Here is a 17,888-nt window from a genome sequence, read left to right as displayed (position 1 = left end):
TTCACTGTGATTTGACCCTTTGAACGGTGGACGAATCTGCAGATTAGGCATATGTACTGACTAACCGGATGATTATAAAATTGTCCCGGTGTTTTATTCATCCAATCTATGGAGAGTGTCGTGAGTTCGGATGGAAATGCGGCGTTGAAATTGGCTGAAGTTCCGCGCGAAGAGCTCGATGCGGTCGTGGTGCGCTTTGCCGGAGATTCCGGAGACGGCATCCAATTGACAGGCTCGCGGTTTGCCGATGCCACGGCGGTCGCCGGACTGGATCTCGAGACCTTTCCCGATTTTCCAGCTGAAATCCGCGCGCCTCTCGGTACCACCTATGGCGTGTCAGCCTTTCAAATCAATTTCGGCTCCGGTTTGATTTTAACTTCGGGAGATGCGCCGGATGTGCTGGTCGCGCTCAATCCGGCGGCGCTGATCGTCAATATCGAAGAGGTCAAACCGGGCGGGTTGGTGATTGTCGATTCCGGATCTTTCAGTGAAAAAAACCTTCAGAAAGCCGGCTATAAGAGCAATCCGCTTGAAGACGACAGCCTCGAAAAATACCGCATCTTTCCCATCGACATTTCCCGTCTGACTCTGGAATCGGTAAGCGGTACCGCGGTGAATAAGCGCGATGGCCTGCGCTGCAAGAATATGTGGACGCTGGGGCTGATCAGCTGGATGTACGACCGCGACTTGGCGCCAACTTCCGATTGGCTGGAGGGCAAATTCCGCAAGAAATTGCCTGACGTGGCCGAGGCCAATATTGCCGCGCTTAAAGCCGGACACGCCTTCGGCGAAACGGCGGAAATGCCTGACGGCGTGCGCGGCTACACCATCCAGCCGGCAGACTTCGAACCCGGCATTTACCGCACGGTCACCGGTACCGAAGCCACCGCATGGGGCCTTGTCGCCGGCGCCCGGTTGGCCGGCCTCAATATTATGATGTGCTCCTATCCGATTACGCCGGCATCGGGCCTTCTGCATGTTCTGGCGCGGCTGAAATCCTATGGCGTGACCACCTTTCAGGCAGAAGATGAAATTGCTGCGGTCGGCGCCGCGATCGGCGCCTCCTATGCTGGCGCGCTCGGCGTAACCTCCAGTTCCGGGCCGGGCATCGCTCTCAAGACCGAGGCGATCGGCCTCGCCATCGCCACCGAATTGCCGCTCATCGTGGTCAATACTCAACGTGCCGGACCCTCCACCGGCATGCCCACCAAGACGGAACAATCCGACCTCTACCTTGCCGTGTATGGCCGCAACGCCGATTCGCCGCTCGTCGTTCTCTCGGCGCATTCCTCCGCTGATTCGTTCGATGTGGCGATTGAAGCAGTGCGCCTTGCGACCAAATACATGACTCCGGTGATTATCCTCAGCGACACCTATATCGCCAACGCGGCCGAGCCCTGGCGGGTACCGGACGCCGATCATTTCGAGCCGTTCAAGGTCGATTTCCGTACCGAGAGTGCGGGCTTCCAGCCGTTTATGCGCGACGACAAGACGCTGGCGAGGCCCTGGGTCAAGCCCGGCACGCCTGGCCTAGAACACCGCATCGGTGGTTTGGAGCGGGCCTATGACAGTGGCAACGTCTCCTACGATCCGGAAAACCACCAACGCATGACCAATGTCCGGATCGGCAAGATCGAAGGCATCGCCGATGACATCCCGTTGCAGACCGTTGAAGTGGGCGCCGATAGCGGCCAATTAGCGGTGATTGGCTGGGGCTCGACCTATGGGCCGATCCGCACCGCAGTCAAGAATTTGCGGGCCGAGGGCAAGGCGGTGAGCCATATCCATTTGCGCTATATAAATCCGATGCCTAGGAATCTCGGCGAGCTCCTGGCCCGCTTCGACAAGGTGCTGGTGCCAGAGATGAATATGGGCCAACTTTCCACGATCCTGCGCGACCGCTTTCTGGCGCCGGCGGAAGGCTTACACAAGGTAACCGGAAAGCCGTTCCGGATTGTCGAAATCGAAGACGGCATTCGTGCCAGCTTGGAGAAGTAAGATGAATGATATTGCAGCCGCAGCGGACCTAACTGCCAAGGACTTCACATCGGACCAGGAAATTCGCTGGTGCCCGGGTTGCGGCGACTACGCGATCGTCAAGATTGTACGCAAGGCGTTGGCCGAAATCGGCACGCCCACCGAGAATGTGGTGTTCGTATCAGGCATTGGTTGCGCCGCACGCTTTCCGTATTACATGGCGACCTACGGCTTCCACACCATTCACGGCCGCGCGCCGGCAATTGCCACTGGCGTGAAACTCGCCAACCCAGATCTGGATGTGTGGGTGGTCGGTGGCGACGGCGACATGCTTTCGATCGGCGGCAATCACACGCTGCATGCGGTTCGGCGCAATGTCGATCTCAATATTCTTCTCTTCAATAACGAAATTTACGGCCTCACCAAAGGGCAGTATTCGCCAACCTCTCGTGAGGGCACCCTCTCACCATCTACGCCAATGGGCTCCGTCGATCACCCGGTCTCGGCAACCTCATTTGCGCTCGGCGCTGGTGCGCGCTTCGTCGCCCGCTCGGTCGATACCGATCAAAAACATATGCCAATGGTTCTGAAACGCGCGCATGAGCACAAGGGCGCGTCGTTCGTAGAGATTTTCCAAAATTGCATCGTCTATAATGACGGCGCCTTCAGCGACTTTACCGAGAAAAAAACCGCGCGCGATACTCAACTCCATGTTGAGCACGGCAAGCCGCTGATCTTCGGCGCCGAAGGCAACAGAGGCATTCGCGTTAATCACGATATTCTCGACCTTGAAGTGGTGACCATTGGCGAGAACGGCGTCACGCTGGAGGATGTGCTAATTCATGACGAGACCAATCGCACTCTGGCAGGATGGCTCGCCCGCATGGAAGCACCGGATTTTCCTGTCGCTATTGGCGTACTTTACTGCAACCCGACGGAAAGCTACGAGGCTGCCGTAGGGCGGCAAATCGAAGACGCCAAGAAAAAGGCTCCACAAGCGAGCTTGAACAGCCTGCTGCAAAGCGGCCATACCTGGACGGTCGAGCCGAATTAGCCCGGCGCCGGCGCCTCATCAAGGATACTAGCTGAACGGAACCACTCGATGTCGGGCGCGGACGTCTGACATGAATCGAGTATTTGTTTAGTGCGGACGTAACTCTCGGTCTGAGTCCAGGCGTCGAAATCCGCGGTCGCGCGCCAGCGCCCGACCACGATTCGCTGCGATGGGTGCGCGACCGGCACCCAGGATGCGACACCCAACCAGCCCGGTGCCGAGGCGGCTTCCCCGATGCGCTCGCGAAAGGCGGCGTCCCATGTTGCTTCCGTGCCGGAGCGCAGATTGAACCGCCCGATGACTTGAAATATGTCGCTGTGTTGCGCGCCGTCGGTCATCAAGAATTCATTCCTACTGTTGAATAAATTCGAGATGCCGCGCCGCCGAACGGATGATGGCGCCCTTGCCGTCGGACGGCACCATATGTCCCGACCACAACGAATAAATCCTGTCGAACTCGAAGGGCGCAAGTCGGCGAACGATTTCTTTCACCGCCGTGGGGCCCATCGGGATGAAATTTACGACGCTGTACATGAAACCGACATAGCGCCGGTCCATCACTGTCTTGATCGTGTCTCCGGTGACCAAGGCGCCAAGGCCGTCCGCCGTGTTTGCCCAGTGCAGCGCGGCAGAACCGGTGAAGTGGCCGCCAAGTTGGATAAGGGTAACACCAGGCGTGAGGTCGAGTGTCTCGCCTTGCCAAAAAACCAAGTGGTCGCTGGGATCCATCACCCAGTCACGATCCGCGGCATGTATGTACACCGGGATATCGAGCGCTTCGGCCCACGAACTCATTGAGGCGTAGAAGTGCGGGTGTGAAATCGCCATAGCCAGCACAGGGCCACGCGAGCGGATGAGATCGAGTGTCTCGTCATCGAAATAAGTCGTGCAGTCCCAAATAATCGTGCCCTCGGGTGTGTCGATCAGATAGGCACGTTGACCGATGGACGTCGCCGGCACGGTATCGAGGCTAGTTAGCCCAGGCTCTTCTATATGAAGTTCGCTGCCACGCGGGTTTTGACGCAACCGATCTAGGGTCGTCCATTGCTGGCCGTTCCAACCAATATATTGGCGCTCGTCGGCGCAGATTGGGCAAACGTCGATGGCAACATCGGTTGGCGCGAACTGCACGCCGCATGTCATGCAGATTGGCCGCCAAGGTGGTGGGCCAAGCTCGGAAAGATCCGAGACCCCGGTCTCGTCAGGTGAGCCAGCGCGCCCCGCCGAGAACGCTTCTCCCTCAACTGCAGCTGGGCGACCTTTGTTGGCGGTGGTCAAGATATGGTCCTCTTAAAAGACGGGTTCGTGATGGGGTGCCGCGCCTGCCGTGGTGGATACGGCGCCGCTAAGCCGCCGCTGCCATGCGCCGATTAAAGGCGACGCGCGCACGCTGTTGCAGCACAAGCGTCTGATCTACCCGTTTGCGGACCCGCTGCTGCTGGTCCTCCGTAACGCAGTATTTTTTGATACATTGTTTGCCGAGCTTCATATGAAATCTTTCGTCCGGGATGATGCGGTCGATGGTTTCCTGCACGAATTTGGGAACCAGATCGTAAACTTCCTCGAACGATTTGTAGGCGCCGAGTTCACCCGTGACGTTGTGCGCGGCGACGCGCTCGATCGTGTCATCACCACTCGGATACCATTGGTCGATCCACGCGGACCATTCGGGTTCAAGCTGGTAGTCGTCAATTGTGTCAACGCCGAGTTGCGATAGGGATTTCATGTGGAGTTGATAGTGAACTGCTTCATCCCTGATCTGTTGCGCCAACATCCCGAATATGTCGATCTCCGGCGTATGCGGAAGCCAGCCGGCGATGAATTCTGCAGCGCGGCGCTCGTAATAAGCTTGAAATTTGAGAAACTCGATAAGCTGCCCCTCACTGAATTCGCCACTCGCAAAGAATGTCGCTGCCTCTGAGGGCGCGTTTGCCTGACTCTCCTCTATCGAGGTGATCAGCCCGTCATAGAATTCCGTTGAAGATTCCATGTCGCTCACCTAATTCACTTATTCAGCCAAGATTCATGCACAGTCTGATTGATCGCCGGCAGGGCGTCAATTGACGCACGGTAAGGTACCGCACGGTTTGGTTTGTCACTTTGGCGGTGGCGCGTCACGCCAGGTCGTATCAGCGGTGAAGGTGCGGTCGAACCCCTCGCCGTTCCAGGTCGTGATTTTTTTTGCCCGGACATAGAACGGCACACGGGGAAATCCAAATGTTGTTTCCGCATATGCGACCCCGGGAAGGCCGAGGTAGCGCTCGGCCATGCCGCGGGCCGGCGGAATCCAATCAAAATCATCGGGTAGGAACTCCACTTCACCCTGAACGCTGACTCTTTTATAAGGTGTGGTGGGATTGTCGACGAGGACGCCGCAGCGCGGGTCGCGGCGCAGGTTGCGCACCATGCTTGTGCGTTCCTTGCTAACCACCAGAAACGCCTGCTCGTCCACCAGCCAGTCATACCAAACTGGACTCATTACCGGCCATCCGTCGTCCATTGTGGTCGCGATCTTGGCAAAAATTGCGCCCGATATGAGGAACGCGTCGCGTTCTTCTATGGTCATTCCACGACCTGAGTCCGATGTCATCGCCATGTTGGTGCTCCTTCATTCTGCCGCTGATAAATAAATTATAGTCGTTGTAAATCAGGCACAAGGAAGCGCCGCCGTGGCGCTCAGCGCCTGGTCTCCGTCCGGAAACTGCCAAAAATAACCAGGGCCAGACCACAGAACAGCAGTACCAGTGCAAGCCATATCCACAGGCTGTGCGCTTCGCCGTGAATCAGCATGCCCCAACCTATTCCGGTCACCGTGGCGACATAATTTTGTACCGAGAAGAAAACCGGGCCCGCGAGACGGATCGTTTCAAACAGGAGCCAGAAAAATGGCGCTAATACCAGCGCGACCGCGATCAAAGCCAGCTCGCCATCCCGCATGGCACTCACGCCGCCTTCGAACCACCACCATTCGCCGGTCGCCACCATCACCAGGCCCAGAAAAATGGCGCCCGTTAACGTCATCGCGGCGGCGACCGCCAGGGAAGAGGATTGCGGTGCGCGCACCAGCGGAATCAATACATTCGCCACGGCATAAAAGATCGGCGTCAGAAACGAGACCAGCACCCAGACCGCCATATCAGGCGAGGGCAGGCCGGCCTTTGGCAGCACGATCACGAGGACTGCCGAAAGGCCAAATCCCAATCCGGCTAGTTTGAACGCGTTCACTTTGTCGATCCGCAAAACAAGTGCGAACGCGTAGGTCAGCATCGGCACTAAGGTTAACTGCAATGCCACAACCCCTGCGGGCAATTTGGCGGCGACATAGTTCAATATCAACATCGGAAATGCCAAGCCAACCGAGCCCAAGATGACGTATCCCTGAAGGTAGCGCAGCGAAAGACCCGGCGGACGACGGAAGATGAAGGACATAGCCAACAGTTGCAGCCCGGCACCGACCGCCTGCCAAAACGCGTAGGGAATAAATGGGATGCCATCATTGGCCGCGATGCGGTTGAGAGAAAAAATCAAGCCGAACATGATTCCGCAAGCGAGCATCATCGCTGTCGGTAACAGGCGCATTCCCGCAGAGGCCGAACCGGCCTGTATATCGGGCGGACGGATGCCTAGAAACTGGTTGGTCGGCGCAACCGGTTCAGCCGGCTTGTCTGGCGGTGACTGATGCCAGAGATGCCCACATTTAGCACAGCGCACGTTTCGGCCTGACCGCCCGAGCGCTTGCGGGCCGACGCGGAAGCGCGCTCGGCATGAGGGACACCCGATGATCATAAGGGATGAAGATTTGTCGGTTATGGTTGGTGGGATACTGGACGAGTATAGCGCTGTGGCGCCTCGATTACGAAAACCTGAGTGCGGCGCCGAGAAATTTGATCACAAGGGCGGCCATGCCATGCTCATAAAGATCATTGTGCCCGGCCTCGGGATAGACATGCAGCGTTTTGGGCTCGCTCGCCGCGGCGAACAGCTTTTTTCCGAAGCGGAGCGGTATGGTGCCGTCTTGGGCGCCATGCACGATCAGGGTCGGTGCCGCGACAGCAGCGATCTTGCTTACCGAATCGAAATGGTCGAGCAGCAGGGATTTGACCGGCAGCAAGGGCATGCGCGCCTGAGCGACATCGGCGATCGAGCTGAACGGCGCTTCGAGCACTAGCGCGGCTGCCGCCTGCTCCTCAGCTAAATGCACCGCAACACCGGTGCCGAGCGATTCGCCGTAAAGCACGATGCTTTCCGGCGCCACGCCCCCCGCCTTTAAGAAATCCAGGGCGGCGCGGCCATCATGATAGAGCCCGTCTTCACTGGGCTTGCCTGGATTGCGGCTGTACCCCCGCCAGGTGGTGAGTAGCACGCCAAAACCGGCATCGAGATAGGGCCGCACCTTATGGGCGCGCATGCCGATATTGCCGGCATTGCCATGGAAATAGACCAGGGTGGGGAACGCCGCGCTGGCTGGCGGACGGTGCCACGCGAGGAGAGAAAGGCCATCTTTCGTTTCGAGCGCGACTTCCGCCATCTCCGGCACGCCACTCAGTTGCGGGCTCGGGCGCTCCGAATCAGGGAAGTACATAAGGCGGCGTTGTCCGGCAAAGGCGCCACCAAGCACCACCCCATACGCGCCCACTGCCGCCGCGACGCCGCCCCAAAGCCAGTTGTTCATTATCTTTTCCTCGAAAGACAAAAAAACACCCGGCACGACGAGCCGGGTGTTTTCGTCTCTATGCTTCGGCCAGCTATTCGCGCCCGCCGCCGAACAACATCAACATAAACTGGAACATCAAGATGAAATTTAGATAGAGGTGGAGCGCGCCCATGATGGCTTTCTTGGTCATCACCGCCTGGCCATCAGATTCCACGTAGGACTGCTTGATGCGCTGGGTGTCATAGGCGGTCAAGCCGGTGAACACCAGCACGCCGACGATAGAGATGACAAAATGCATCACCGAAGACTGCATGAAGATGTTCACAACCGAGGCGATGAGGACGCCGATCACTCCCATGAAGAGGAACGAACCCCAGCGCGCCAAAGAGCGTTTGGTGGTGTACCCATAGAGGCTCATCGCGCCAAACGTCGCGGCGGTGATAAAGAACACGCGCACAATGCTGGTCGCCGTATAGGTGAGGAATAGGTAGGACAGCGATGCGCCCATCAGCATGGAAAATACCCAGAACAAGGTCTGTGCGGTGCTCGGTTTCATGGTTTTCATCTTCGCGCCCATGAAAAACACGATGCCAAGCGGCGCGAGCATGACGATAAAGCCGATGCCAGAGCCGAATAGGGCTTGATAGAGACTGGTATGCGCAACGACATAGGCGACGATGCCGGTGAGCGCGAGGCCCGAGCCCATATAGTTGTACACACGCAGCATGTAACTGCGCAGACCCTCATCGACCTGAGTCTGAGTCAATGTCGTCCCAAACGGGCGACGTTCCGAGCCAATGGCCATGGAATGTGTCCTCACGTTAAATTTCAGAATTCCTTCGGCTTATATAGGGCCGAAAAGGTGATTTTTCAACGATTGAGATTGTATTCGCGTATCGATGACCGCCGCTTTGGGCATAACATCAGCGCGATGCATCGTATTTTCGTCGCCCTTGATATGCCGCCCGTGGTCAATGATAGCTTGATCAGCTTGTGCCACGGCGTGAGTGGCGCGAAATGGGCCGATAGCGCCCCGTTCCATCTCACGCTCCGCTTCATCGGCGACGTCGACGACGGTTTGCTGCAAGAAATCCAGTACGCCCTTGCCGAGATCGAGGCGCCGGCCTTCGATCTCGTGCTTCAGGGGGTCGGCTATTTTCCACCGCGCGGCCCGGCCAAGACCCTGTGGGCCGGAATCGAGGAAGCGCCCCTGCTGTTGCGCCTCCGCAGACAAGTCGCCGCGACGCTCGAGGCGATCGGCCTGGAACCGGAGCGGCGCAAATTCGCGCCGCATATTACACTTGCCCGGTTCAAGCGCGGCCTGGCGGTGGCACGGGTTGGAGAATTTCTCGCAAGCCATGCGCTGTTTCGCACCGAGCCCTTCCTGATAACCCAATTTCACCTTTATTCGAGTCGTTTGCGCCCGCAAGGCGCCCTGCACCGAATAGAAGCGAGTTATCCGCTGCTCGACGCCGCGGCAATGTGGGGCGGGGAGGAAGTGGCCGAACCGGACGCCTAACCTGCCTCCTCGATGCGCTCCATATCGGCGTCAGAGAAACCGAAATGATGGCCGATTTCGTGAATCAGCACATGGCGCACCACACCTTCGAGGCGCTCGCCGCTCTCCACCCAATAGTCCAGCAGAGGTCTCCGGTAAAGGAAGATCATATCGATATCGTGAGGCATATCGCTCACGCTTGATTCGCCGAACGGCACGCCGTGATAAAGACCGAGGAGATCAAACGGGGACTCCAGCGCCATCTCGCGCATGATTTCTTCGCTGGGAAATTCCTCGACACATATGCGCACGTCGTCGGCGCGCGCCCTGAGCACTTCAGGAATCGTCTCATAGGCTTTTGCGGCGATCTCCTCGATGTCGCCCAGCGCGGGCGCTGTTCCGCCGCCGGCAACCATATAGACCTATCTTGGCGCCATGCGGAGCGCGCCGTCGAGCCGAATCACCGTGCCGTTGATATAGCGGTTTTCGGCAATGTGCTTGGCCAGCGCGGCATACTCGCTGGCGTGACCAAGGCGCTTGGGATAGACCGTGGTCTCGATCAACGATTCGCGCACTGGGTCGGGCAGACCCGCCATCATGGGCGTATCCATCAGACCCGGTGAGATGCAATTGACGCGGATGCCGTTGCGCGCCAATTCGCGCGCGAAGGTAATCGCCGTTGCCGCGACGCCGCCCTTCGAAGCCGAATAGTCACCCTGCCCAATCTGTCCCTCGAAACCGGCGATCGAGGAGGTGGTCACAATGACGCCACGCTCACCATCTTCCAACGGATCGAGCGCCGCCATATCGGCAGCAGCCAGGCGCATGGAATTTATCGTGCCGATGAGATTGACTTGGATCGCCTTTGTTAGCCGGTCCAGCGGCGTCGCGGCGCCGTCCTTGGCGATCAATTTGGCGCCCGTCGCGATGCCGGCACAGGCGACTAAGATGCGAGCCGGGCCGATGGCCGCGCGCAAGCTCGCCATGCCTGCCTCGTGGCTGGCCGCATCGGTGACATCGCATATTGCCGCCGCACCACCCAGCGCGCCGGCTACCGAACGCGCCAAATCCTCGTCCATATCGAGCACGCCGACCGTCGCCCCGGCGGCCGCGAACAGGCGCGCCGTCGCTTCACCAAGACCCGATGCGCCGCCCGTGATGTAGGCGGTTTGTCCTTTTAGCTCCATCTTCCGTCCCCTTTTATTATGTGCGTTTTATTGTGTGCGCACCCGCGCGCGGGTTTCATAGCAGAAGCCGGCGGTTGGAATCCACCGACACAAGGGTGCGGGCTACCTGTTCCTCATTCGCCCGCGCCGGTCGGCGCTGCAATGACGCTGCGCTGCAATTGCGCCTCGCGGCGCGCGATATAAAGAGCGCTTGCCACGATCAGCGCCGCACCGGGCCAGATCCACACGTCTGGCACCTCGCCAAACCCGAAATAACCAATCGCGGCGGCAAACGGCAGGCGGGTAAAATCAAGCGGAACGACCGACGATGCTTCGACCAGCGACAGCGCCCGCGCCATGCCGAAATGGGCGACCGTGGCTATCAAGCCGACCAAAACCAACCATCCCAACTGCGCCAGATCGGGCATCGTCCAAACCGCGATGGCGGGTCCGAGCGAGAGCGGCGTCATCAAAACATTCATATAAAAGACAATGGCGATCGGCCTTTGTGTGCGCGCCAGAATGCGCACCAGGGCCATCGAAATAGCGAACAATAAGGCAGCGAGAATGGCCAAGAAACTGCCCAGGTTCACAGATTCCGAACCTGGCTGCATAATGATTAGGACGCCGCAAAACCCGACCAGAGTGGCACCCCAGCGGCGCGCCCCGACCTTTTCACCTAACAATAGAATTGCCACCGGGATCATCCACAGCGCGACGGTAAAATTGAGCGTGATAGCCTCTGCCAGAGGGGTGACGCTGAGCGCCGAATACCACACCCACATGGCGCAGATGCCAATTGTGGCGCGAATACCATATGCCTTGAGCGTCGGCCCGGTGGGTATCTCAAAGCCCAATCGCCACATCAGGGGGACTAGAAAGATAAGGCTGATAGCGTTGCGAAAAAAGGCGATCTGAAACGGTGATATCTCGCTGGAAAGGTCGCGGATGATCGCCGACATGCCGGAAAAGCACGCGCAGGTGAAAATCATCAGCAGTGCCGCCTCTACCGGCGGGCGGAAGAAGCGGGTGCCGTCTACCCCTGGCTTAGGCAACGTCATTGCTTATGCGCCCAGGCTTATGCGCCCAGCGGCGCCCGCGATCTCGGTGGACCCGTCAGCCGGCAGAAACCTATATGCCATTAATTGCGACCAGCGAGGATGCCGCCTTGCTGAGCGCCCGCGCCCGCGCCCACGGGTCGACAATCTTTGCCGCAATGGCGACCGCCTCACTGAGTGTGGCGCGCGCGGCCTCTACTTCGCCGCCCGCAGCTTGCGCCGTTGCCAAATCGGCGAGCACAAAAGCCTTGTCGAGCGGTATTTTTAGTTCACGAGCATACTTGATCGCGCGCGCGCTGAGCCGTGCCGCTGCTTGCGAATTGCCATCCTTGCGAGCGATACCACTCATCGTGACGAATGTACTGATACGCTGTTTTTCATCCTGAATGGTCTCAGCCAGATCCTCTGCCTCCGCCGTGTCGCCATGGCGCACCATGGCCAGCACGATACGATTGAGGACAAAGGAATGGGTGTAGCCAAATTCAATGCCGCTCGCCTGCTTCAAAGCCTTATCAAACTCCGCTAATGAGGCATGGGATGCGGCAAGACAGGCGCGCGCCTGTTGTCGTTCCTGCGGCCGTGAAATGCCTGCCATTGTTGAGAGTGCGAAATCCAGTGTCTTGCGGGCGCGATCCTCATGCCCGCCGCGAAGCTCCACGACAACGATATCGCACAGCGTCTTCACACGGTTCTTGGCCGAACCAATCTGCGCGAACATTAGATTGGCTTTAGCGCCTTCGCCGACAGCGGCCATGAGCGAGGCCAACTCACTCAGCGCCCACTCGCGGAACAGCTCCGCCGTGATGGATTCCGCCAGGCGTTCGGCCTCCATCGCCAGGCCATGCGCCACTTCGTCATAACCAAAAGCCAAATAGCTATGCGCGGTAGAAACCAAAGTAGGAAGCCGCTCATGTGGCGCTTCGATCAGAGAGGCCGTTGCTTCGGCGAAATCGGGCCGTCCGGCCGCCAGCTGACCCTCAGCAACGGCGCGCAACGCCTTGTCGCGGAGCACTGCATCAGGCACCTGCTGGGCTGCCGCCAGTGCTTCTTCGGTCCGCCCGGCCCCGGCCAGCGCGACCGCGATTCCGCTCAACGCGGCAATCACAGAGCGTGGATCGCTGATCGCCCTGGCGATGCGCAGCGCCTCTTCAGATTGGCCGATACGGGCCTGCGCCCTGATAATATCGCTTAACGCCCAATCGCGCAGATTGTCCTTTTCCACGCTTTCAGCCGCGACCTCGGCCTCGACGATCAGACAAGCTGGCTCGGGGGCGCCATAGCAACGCTCTGCTCGCGCCTTCAGCACCTGCAAATCAGGCGTGGCACCCACGACGACCGCCCGCGCCTCGATAGCCCAATTCGGCCCAAACGCCTGTTCAAGCACGGTGCGGGCTTGTTCGATCTGATCGGCTTGAGATCGGTCCAAACGCAGCAGAAGACCTTGCGCCTCACCGGCGGCGGAAGTGAGGTTATCGAGCAGCTCGTGACTCGGTTTGCCATCGACCGGCAGATTGGCAAAGCGCTGATAGGTGCGGACGGCTTCAGCTGTTTCAGCCGACATCACACCGCCAATTCGCCCGCCATAGAGGCCAAGTTCCGCGAGGCGGAGTTGAATCTGGCGCACCAGAAGACTGTAGCGTCCGGTCTGCGACTCGGAATCAATCTCCGCATCACTAAGGGCGACCGGCATCGTATAGGGGTGCGCAGCGGGTACAATCAGGGGCGTCTTTGCAGCCACCCGGTCAGCTCCCACAGCGAGCAACAGGCACGCGCCAGCCAGCACCGCGCTGGCGCGGCGGTACGGGACAATATTAAAACTCCGCTGAATCCAATTCACCACTCTGATAATAGCGGCACGCGCCGCGCCAGCATATTGAATATCACCACCCCACACCCATATAGCTAGAGCAGGCGGCGCCGAAATACCGGGCCAACCTGTGGTACGGCCGTGCCGCGCGCCGATCGGTGACAGTGAAGGGCGCGTGAAAACGGTCTTGTTGTCGAATGACTCGCTCGAGGGGAGGAGTGCCGACGATGACACGATTATCGCCGTTCAATAGCCCGCTTTTACTCGGGTTCGATCATTTGGAACAGATTCTCGAGCGCGTCTCGAAGACCTCCAATGACGGCTATCCGCCATATAACATTCTGCAGACGGGAGATGATCGTCTCAGAATCAGCCTAGCGGTGGCGGGATTCACAGAAGCCGAGCTGTCGGTGACGGTGGAGCAAAACCAGTTGCATATCCATGGCTGCCAGCAGGACGACCCCAATGCGGTCTATTTGCACCGCGGCATCGCCGCGCGGCGATTTCACCGCACCTTCTTGCTTGCCGAATCAATCGAAGTTGATTGCGCGGCGCTCGACAATGGTCTTTTGAATATCGACCTGGTGCAGCCCGTGCCGGCGCAAGCGGTTCGCACAGTCGAAATCAAGCGAAGCCAGGCAAGGCCAGGCGAAAAAGCGAATTTGTTTGAAGGTGGCCACGACCCGGCCCGGACACGGAGGAGCGCATCATGAATATCAAAGCCGACCATCCCCTGGATTTGCACGCAACTCTCACCGGCTTGGGCGAATCCAATATCGCCTATATCGATCGCCGCAGCTTCGGAGGCAAATTGCGCTATGTCATTTTGGACGGCGCGAATGAGATTATCGGTGTTGCCGACAAACGTGACATCGCGTTTGCCGCCGCACGCCAGCATGGCCTGGAGCCGTTCAGCGCCCACTAAATCAGCGAAAACTCATCGAAGGTTGACCTGGCGCACTGTGCCGATAAGCGGCCGGCTCTCGCCGTCGATGTTGCGCAACAGCAAATACTCACCACGGTAAATTCCCGGCGGCCACGCGCCCAGATCGGGCCGCAACTGGCCGATCGTTTGGAAATGCTGATGCGCGGATTTATCAATGCGCTGCTCTCGTTCCGCCACCACCGACCCATCTGGCGCTACGATGCGAAAGCGTTCGATATCTCCGGCAGCCAGACCGAACATATCCACCCAGAAAACCAATAATGGCGCGAGCGTCGAGATATCGCGTGCCCGATGCGCGCCACGACGAACGCCGCGACGTTCGGGAATTTGCGCTGCGAATCCGGCCAGCAGCACAGCGCCCGGCGAATACGTGAGTTGCTTTGCCGCCGTCGCTGACCACAAACGCTCGCCTGTGTCAGAGCAGTTGAGCGGCGGGCCGCCACCGAAAGGATCAACGACTTTGCCGTCATGCCGCACGATGAAATCAAGATGAGGAAAGGTGGAATTTCCAGAAAGACCTATCAAGCCGAGCGATTCACCCGTTCGAACCTGCTGGCCGGTGCGAACGGTGATGCTGCCTTTCATGAGATGGCTGTATTGCGTCTCCCATCCGGCGTCATGGACGAGGACAACGGCGTTTCCCGCCTCACGACCGTCAAGCGAGCGCGTGCTTTCGTCGGCGCTGATATCTGGCTCACCGTCGCGAATCGCACGCACTTTGCCGGCGGCGGCGGCACGTACCGCGGTACCGCGGCTCATGGCGGGCAAGTCGACAAGGCGAAAATCTGTTCCCTTGTGGCCGTCATAGCTGAGGGCGCCGCAGCGATAATCGGCAACTTCCTTGCTGGCATCGCGGTCGACATAAAACTGGATGAAGCATTCGCTTCCAACTTGGCAAGCAACCGGAATCTCAAGCGCCGGCGGTGCGGCCATCGCCCGCTCGTCAACCGCTCCAACGCTTAGTAGCGCCGCAAGGCCAGCGAAGACGGCGGTGAGCACCCTGTACTTGATAGCGTCGGCAGCCTGCATCATCTCTCCCCGCTTCCCGCAACTGGTAAGCATAGCGTAAAGCGCGCACCTTCAATCGCTCCATCATGTGCCCGCCGACTGGTGCAGGTAATTGTGCCACCATGCGCTGCGGTGATTTGCCGCGAGATGCTGAGCCCAAGGCCCGAATGTGCGCCGAAGGGCTCGTTCTCGGGTCGGAGCGTGTAGAACCTTTCGAATATCGCCTCACGCAAATCCTCGGCGACGCCCGGGCCTTGGTCCTCGATATCTACGCGGATTTCACCATTTGCCCGCGCCAGGCGAATTTCGATCTCGCCACCAGGCGGGCTGAACGACCGGGCATTGCTGAGCAAGTTTTGAAAAACCTGCACCAGTCGATCCTCAACCGCATATACCATAAACGGTTCTTTGTCCTCGGCGGTGAAGCAGAGACGGAGATCCTCGGCGCTGAACGCTGGGCGGTGCATCTCCACCAGCGTCATCAGCACGGCGCCGATATCGATGGCTTGTGCGTCGGCACGCGACATTTCGGTATCGATGCGCGACGCATCGGTGATCTCGCTTAAGAGGCGATCGAGACGCGTGATGTCGTGGCCGACGATATCAAGCAGCTTGTCGCGCTGCGCAGGGTCGCGTACGCGGCGCGCGGTCTCCACTGCGTTGCGGACGGAGCTAAGGGGGTTCTTGATCTCATGGGCAACATCGGCGACGAAAATCTCAATGGCATCCATGCGCACCCAGAGCGCTTGCGTCATATCCCTGAGCGCCCGGGAGAGGCCGCCAATCTCATCGCGACGCGCAGTAAAGTCGGGAATGGAAACCTTGCGCCCCCGCCCCGCCCGCACCCGCTCTGCTGCTTCCGCGAGGCGGCGCACCGGGCGGGTGATGGTGCGCGCGAAGTAGAGCGAGAGCAGAACCGTAATGGCCAAGGCGACCGCGAAGGCCTCGAGAATGGTAAAGCGCACATCGCGGACGCTGCGCGCGACGTCCTCGGCGCCGCTTGATAATAAGAGTGCGCCTTGGATCCGGCGGAGCGGTTGCACCGGAAGCGCCGTTACGCCGATGAGTACACCCTCCTCTGTTTCGCGAATGGTACTTGCGTTCTCGCCCACGAGGGCCCGCGCCGCCTCGGGGAAATCCGCCGCCCGCGCGTGCGCCGGCTCGGATTGTCGCGGCACGTGCGTGCGCGGTGGCAAATGTGTGATGACCCAATCATAGACAGCGACGGCTGCCCGACCGAGCGCACCGCCGCCGACCGGCGGCGGCAATTCCTTGGTCTGCACATAGCTGCCGGGGAGCAATAGGGAATCGACAATCAAAATGCCTTGGCTGTCGAACAGGCGGGCGCGCGTGCCGGGCGGAAGGGCGAGGCGTTGTATAAGCCGCCCGGCTAGTTCGGGATCGAGCCAACTATTCTCACCGTCAGGCAGAACCACCACGCTTTCGCCGAGGGCGCCTGCGATCAAGGCGCCCTCGCGGGCGAGGCCAGCCAGCTTGGCATCAAACAGATCACTTTGGTAGCGGTCGAGATAGAAAAACCCGCCAACAACTATGGCGAGCGCCAGGACGTTGATGGCGAGAATTCGCGCCGTGAGGGAAGCGACGGGAATGCGCCAGCGGCGTGGCGGCGCAGCGGCCTGTCCTAGAGGTGGCGAGGCGGGCGGCTGAGGCGAAGAAGCGCGGGCGGGAGAGATAGTGGCCGCCACCGTTTCATCCAGGGATATTTCCGGCGGCGTGGCGCCGGAAATATCCTCAGAGTTGGGTGAATTTGTAACCGACACCGTAGAGGGTGTCGATCTGTGCGAAGTCCGGATCGACGGCTTTGAATTTTTTTCGGATGCGCTTGATGTGGCTATCGATGGTTCTGTCGTCAACATAAGTCTGATCATCATAAGCTGCATCCATCAATTGGTTGCGGCTTTTCACATGGCCAGGCCGGAGTGCCAGCGCCTTGAGAAGCAAAAATTCGGTTACGGTAAGGATGACCTGCGCGCCATTCCATGTACAGGCATGCCTTACCGTATCGAGTACAAGCGCGCCGCGCATCAGCGGCGGCTCCAGCTCGCCGGCGCCATCCCCGCCCAGCGCCGCATCGCCCGGCGGCAGGTTGCGGCGCATCACCGCGCGAATACGCTCGATCAACAAACGCAGCGAAAACGGCTTGGAAACGTAATCGTCGGCGCCGTGCCGCAAACCTTCTAATTCATCGGCTTCCTGATCCCTGGAGGTCAGGAATATGACCGGAAGATCGCTTTGCTGACGAAGACGGCGAAGAACCTCCAAGCCATCCATGCGTGGCATCTTGATATCGAGGATCGCCAAATCCGGCGGGCAGCGCAAAATATCCTGAAGTCCCTCAACGGCGTCACCATGCGCGCGCACATCGAATCCTTCGGATTCAAGCGCGATCGTCACCGAGGTGAGCAAATTCCGGTCATCATCGATGACGGCAATCGTTGAGGTCACACCAACATTCCTGCGCAATTCCTGTGCAATTCCTGCACAAATCGAAGTTCGAACCGCAACTATAGGTCAGAATGCGGCAAATTTGCGGCGAATCGCTCTTAACCCACAGCAAAATTAGATCTGTAAGGCGTGCGTATCGAGATGTAAATCAGCTGAACCGCAACAAGAAGTGCGGCGCCCAACACCTAGCCCGGATTATTCACGGCGTGTCGTGATAGGGTCGGTGAGCGTAGATTAAGCTGTTGAAATGCCGT

The 17,888-nt window shown here is 59.1% G+C and carries 19 protein-coding genes; 5 read left to right on the top strand and 14 right to left on the bottom strand.

From position 1 onward, the window contains the following. Positions 1 to 108: 108 nt before the first annotated feature. Positions 109 to 1,998, top strand: a complete 1,890-nt coding sequence (locus O3A94_14595) for a 2-oxoacid:acceptor oxidoreductase subunit alpha (protein ID MDA1357480.1) — start codon at positions 109 to 111, stop codon at positions 1,996 to 1,998. A gap of 1 nt (position 1,999) precedes the next feature. Further along, on the top strand, positions 2,000 to 3,031 hold the full coding sequence (locus O3A94_14590) for a 2-oxoacid:ferredoxin oxidoreductase subunit beta (GenBank protein ID MDA1357479.1): 1,032 nt from the start codon (positions 2,000 to 2,002) through the stop codon (positions 3,029 to 3,031). Here the strand turns inward: O3A94_14590 and O3A94_14585 are convergent. The 7 genes from O3A94_14585 to O3A94_14555 form a co-directional block, all read right to left on the bottom strand. Continuing rightward, the gene (locus O3A94_14585) at positions 3,028 to 3,369 is read right to left on the bottom strand and encodes an antibiotic biosynthesis monooxygenase (GenBank protein MDA1357478.1); all 342 of its coding nucleotides are present in this window, start codon (positions 3,367 to 3,369) and stop codon (positions 3,028 to 3,030) included. The two genes, O3A94_14590 and O3A94_14585, sit on opposite strands and share 4 nt — an antisense overlap. 13 nt (positions 3,370 to 3,382) lie before the next feature. Further along, complete coding sequence (locus O3A94_14580) at positions 3,383 to 4,309, bottom strand: MBL fold metallo-hydrolase (GenBank protein ID MDA1357477.1); 927 nt, start codon at positions 4,307 to 4,309, stop codon at positions 3,383 to 3,385. 67 nt (positions 4,310 to 4,376) lie between these two features. Further along, positions 4,377 to 5,021 (bottom strand): hypothetical protein, encoded by a 645-nt coding sequence (locus O3A94_14575; GenBank protein MDA1357476.1) that lies wholly within the window; start codon positions 5,019 to 5,021, stop codon positions 4,377 to 4,379. A 105-nt stretch (positions 5,022 to 5,126) separates the two neighbouring features. Further along, positions 5,127 to 5,627 carry a pyridoxamine 5'-phosphate oxidase family protein gene (locus O3A94_14570; GenBank protein ID MDA1357475.1) on the bottom strand — a complete coding sequence of 167 codons (501 nt, stop codon included), beginning with the start codon at positions 5,625 to 5,627 and terminating at the stop codon, positions 5,127 to 5,129. 80 nt (positions 5,628 to 5,707) lie between these two features. Further along, positions 5,708 to 6,586: a DMT family transporter gene (locus tag O3A94_14565; protein MDA1357474.1), complete on the bottom strand. Its 879-nt coding sequence runs from the start codon at positions 6,584 to 6,586 to the stop codon at positions 5,708 to 5,710. A 298-nt stretch (positions 6,587 to 6,884) separates the two neighbouring features. After that, positions 6,885 to 7,703, bottom strand: a complete 819-nt coding sequence (locus O3A94_14560; protein MDA1357473.1) for an alpha/beta hydrolase — start codon at positions 7,701 to 7,703, stop codon at positions 6,885 to 6,887. Positions 7,704 to 7,776: 73 nt separating this feature from the next. Beyond that, the gene (locus tag O3A94_14555) at positions 7,777 to 8,490 is read right to left on the bottom strand and encodes a Bax inhibitor-1/YccA family protein (protein ID MDA1357472.1); all 714 of its coding nucleotides are present in this window, start codon (positions 8,488 to 8,490) and stop codon (positions 7,777 to 7,779) included. Positions 8,491 to 8,562: 72 nt separating this feature from the next. Between O3A94_14555 and thpR the strand changes: the two genes are divergently transcribed. Continuing rightward, the gene (gene thpR, locus O3A94_14550) at positions 8,563 to 9,204 is read left to right on the top strand and encodes an RNA 2',3'-cyclic phosphodiesterase (GenBank protein ID MDA1357471.1); all 642 of its coding nucleotides are present in this window, start codon (positions 8,563 to 8,565) and stop codon (positions 9,202 to 9,204) included. Here the strand turns inward: thpR and O3A94_14545 are convergent. The 4 genes from O3A94_14545 to O3A94_14530 all read right to left on the bottom strand — a co-directional run bounded on the left by O3A94_14545 (position 9,201) and on the right by O3A94_14530 (position 13,145). Further along, positions 9,201 to 9,599, bottom strand: coding sequence for a metallopeptidase family protein (locus tag O3A94_14545; GenBank protein ID MDA1357470.1), 399 nt, complete (start codon positions 9,597 to 9,599; stop codon positions 9,201 to 9,203). The two genes, thpR and O3A94_14545, sit on opposite strands and share 4 nt — an antisense overlap. A gap of 6 nt (positions 9,600 to 9,605) precedes the next feature. After that, complete coding sequence (locus O3A94_14540; protein ID MDA1357469.1) at positions 9,606 to 10,370, bottom strand: SDR family oxidoreductase; 765 nt, start codon at positions 10,368 to 10,370, stop codon at positions 9,606 to 9,608. Positions 10,371 to 10,483: 113 nt separating this feature from the next. Next, positions 10,484 to 11,410 (bottom strand): DMT family transporter, encoded by a 927-nt coding sequence (locus O3A94_14535; protein ID MDA1357468.1) that lies wholly within the window; start codon positions 11,408 to 11,410, stop codon positions 10,484 to 10,486. Between the two features lie 70 nt (positions 11,411 to 11,480). Beyond that, the gene (locus O3A94_14530) at positions 11,481 to 13,145 is read right to left on the bottom strand and encodes a peptidoglycan-binding domain-containing protein (GenBank protein MDA1357467.1); all 1,665 of its coding nucleotides are present in this window, start codon (positions 13,143 to 13,145) and stop codon (positions 11,481 to 11,483) included. Positions 13,146 to 13,441: 296 nt separating this feature from the next. Here O3A94_14530 and O3A94_14525 point away from each other — a divergent pair, with 296 nt between their 5' ends. Both O3A94_14525 and O3A94_14520 read left to right on the top strand, forming a co-directional pair. Beyond that, on the top strand, positions 13,442 to 13,927 hold the full coding sequence (locus tag O3A94_14525) for an Hsp20 family protein (protein MDA1357466.1): 486 nt from the start codon (positions 13,442 to 13,444) through the stop codon (positions 13,925 to 13,927). Next, the gene (locus O3A94_14520) at positions 13,924 to 14,139 is read left to right on the top strand and encodes a hypothetical protein (protein ID MDA1357465.1); all 216 of its coding nucleotides are present in this window, start codon (positions 13,924 to 13,926) and stop codon (positions 14,137 to 14,139) included. Before O3A94_14525 ends, O3A94_14520 begins: the two co-directional genes overlap by 4 nt. Positions 14,140 to 14,151: 12 nt before the next feature. On the opposite strand, the gene O3A94_14515 is transcribed toward O3A94_14520, so the two are convergent. From O3A94_14515 to O3A94_14505, 3 genes are read right to left on the bottom strand one after another with little or no spacing between them, the layout of a single operon-like run. Further along, on the bottom strand, positions 14,152 to 15,192 hold the full coding sequence (locus tag O3A94_14515; GenBank protein MDA1357464.1) for a M23 family metallopeptidase: 1,041 nt from the start codon (positions 15,190 to 15,192) through the stop codon (positions 14,152 to 14,154). Then, on the bottom strand, positions 15,189 to 16,949 hold the full coding sequence (locus tag O3A94_14510; GenBank protein ID MDA1357463.1) for a stimulus-sensing domain-containing protein: 1,761 nt from the start codon (positions 16,947 to 16,949) through the stop codon (positions 15,189 to 15,191). Before O3A94_14510 ends, O3A94_14515 begins: the two co-directional genes overlap by 4 nt. After that, positions 16,921 to 17,634: a response regulator transcription factor gene (locus O3A94_14505; protein ID MDA1357462.1), complete on the bottom strand. Its 714-nt coding sequence runs from the start codon at positions 17,632 to 17,634 to the stop codon at positions 16,921 to 16,923. The genes O3A94_14510 and O3A94_14505 overlap by 29 nt, the downstream gene beginning before the upstream one ends. Positions 17,635 to 17,888 lie beyond the last annotated feature (254 nt).

The organism is Pseudomonadota bacterium, from assembly GCA_027624955.1.
Classification (GTDB): Bacteria; Pseudomonadota; Alphaproteobacteria; order UBA828; family UBA828; genus PTKB01.
The sequence above is the reverse complement of the archived record's forward strand: the minus strand, read 5'-3'. Positions and strand labels throughout refer to the sequence as shown.

Coding starts and splice junctions, on each gene's coding strand:
- O3A94_14595 (MDA1357480.1), top strand. CDS start 109: ATGGAGAGTGTCGTGAGTTCGGATGGAAATGCGGCGTTGAAATTGGCT.
- O3A94_14590 (MDA1357479.1), top strand. CDS start 2,000: ATGAATGATATTGCAGCCGCAGCGGACCTAACTGCCAAGGACTTCACA.
- O3A94_14585 (MDA1357478.1), bottom strand. CDS start 3,369: ATGACCGACGGCGCGCAACACAGCGACATATTTCAAGTCATCGGGCGG.
- O3A94_14575 (MDA1357476.1), bottom strand. CDS start 5,021: ATGGAATCTTCAACGGAATTCTATGACGGGCTGATCACCTCGATAGAG.
- O3A94_14570 (MDA1357475.1), bottom strand. CDS start 5,627: ATGGCGATGACATCGGACTCAGGTCGTGGAATGACCATAGAAGAACGC.
- O3A94_14565 (MDA1357474.1), bottom strand. CDS start 6,586: ATGCTCGCTTGCGGAATCATGTTCGGCTTGATTTTTTCTCTCAACCGC.
- O3A94_14560 (MDA1357473.1), bottom strand. CDS start 7,703: ATGAACAACTGGCTTTGGGGCGGCGTCGCGGCGGCAGTGGGCGCGTAT.
- O3A94_14555 (MDA1357472.1), bottom strand. CDS start 8,490: ATGGCCATTGGCTCGGAACGTCGCCCGTTTGGGACGACATTGACTCAG.
- O3A94_14545 (MDA1357470.1), bottom strand. CDS start 9,599: ATGGTTGCCGGCGGCGGAACAGCGCCCGCGCTGGGCGACATCGAGGAG.
- O3A94_14540 (MDA1357469.1), bottom strand. CDS start 10,370: ATGGAGCTAAAAGGACAAACCGCCTACATCACGGGCGGCGCATCGGGT.
- O3A94_14535 (MDA1357468.1), bottom strand. CDS start 11,410: ATGACGTTGCCTAAGCCAGGGGTAGACGGCACCCGCTTCTTCCGCCCG.
- O3A94_14525 (MDA1357466.1), top strand. CDS start 13,442: ATGACACGATTATCGCCGTTCAATAGCCCGCTTTTACTCGGGTTCGAT.
- O3A94_14520 (MDA1357465.1), top strand. CDS start 13,924: ATGAATATCAAAGCCGACCATCCCCTGGATTTGCACGCAACTCTCACC.
- O3A94_14515 (MDA1357464.1), bottom strand. CDS start 15,192: ATGATGCAGGCTGCCGACGCTATCAAGTACAGGGTGCTCACCGCCGTC.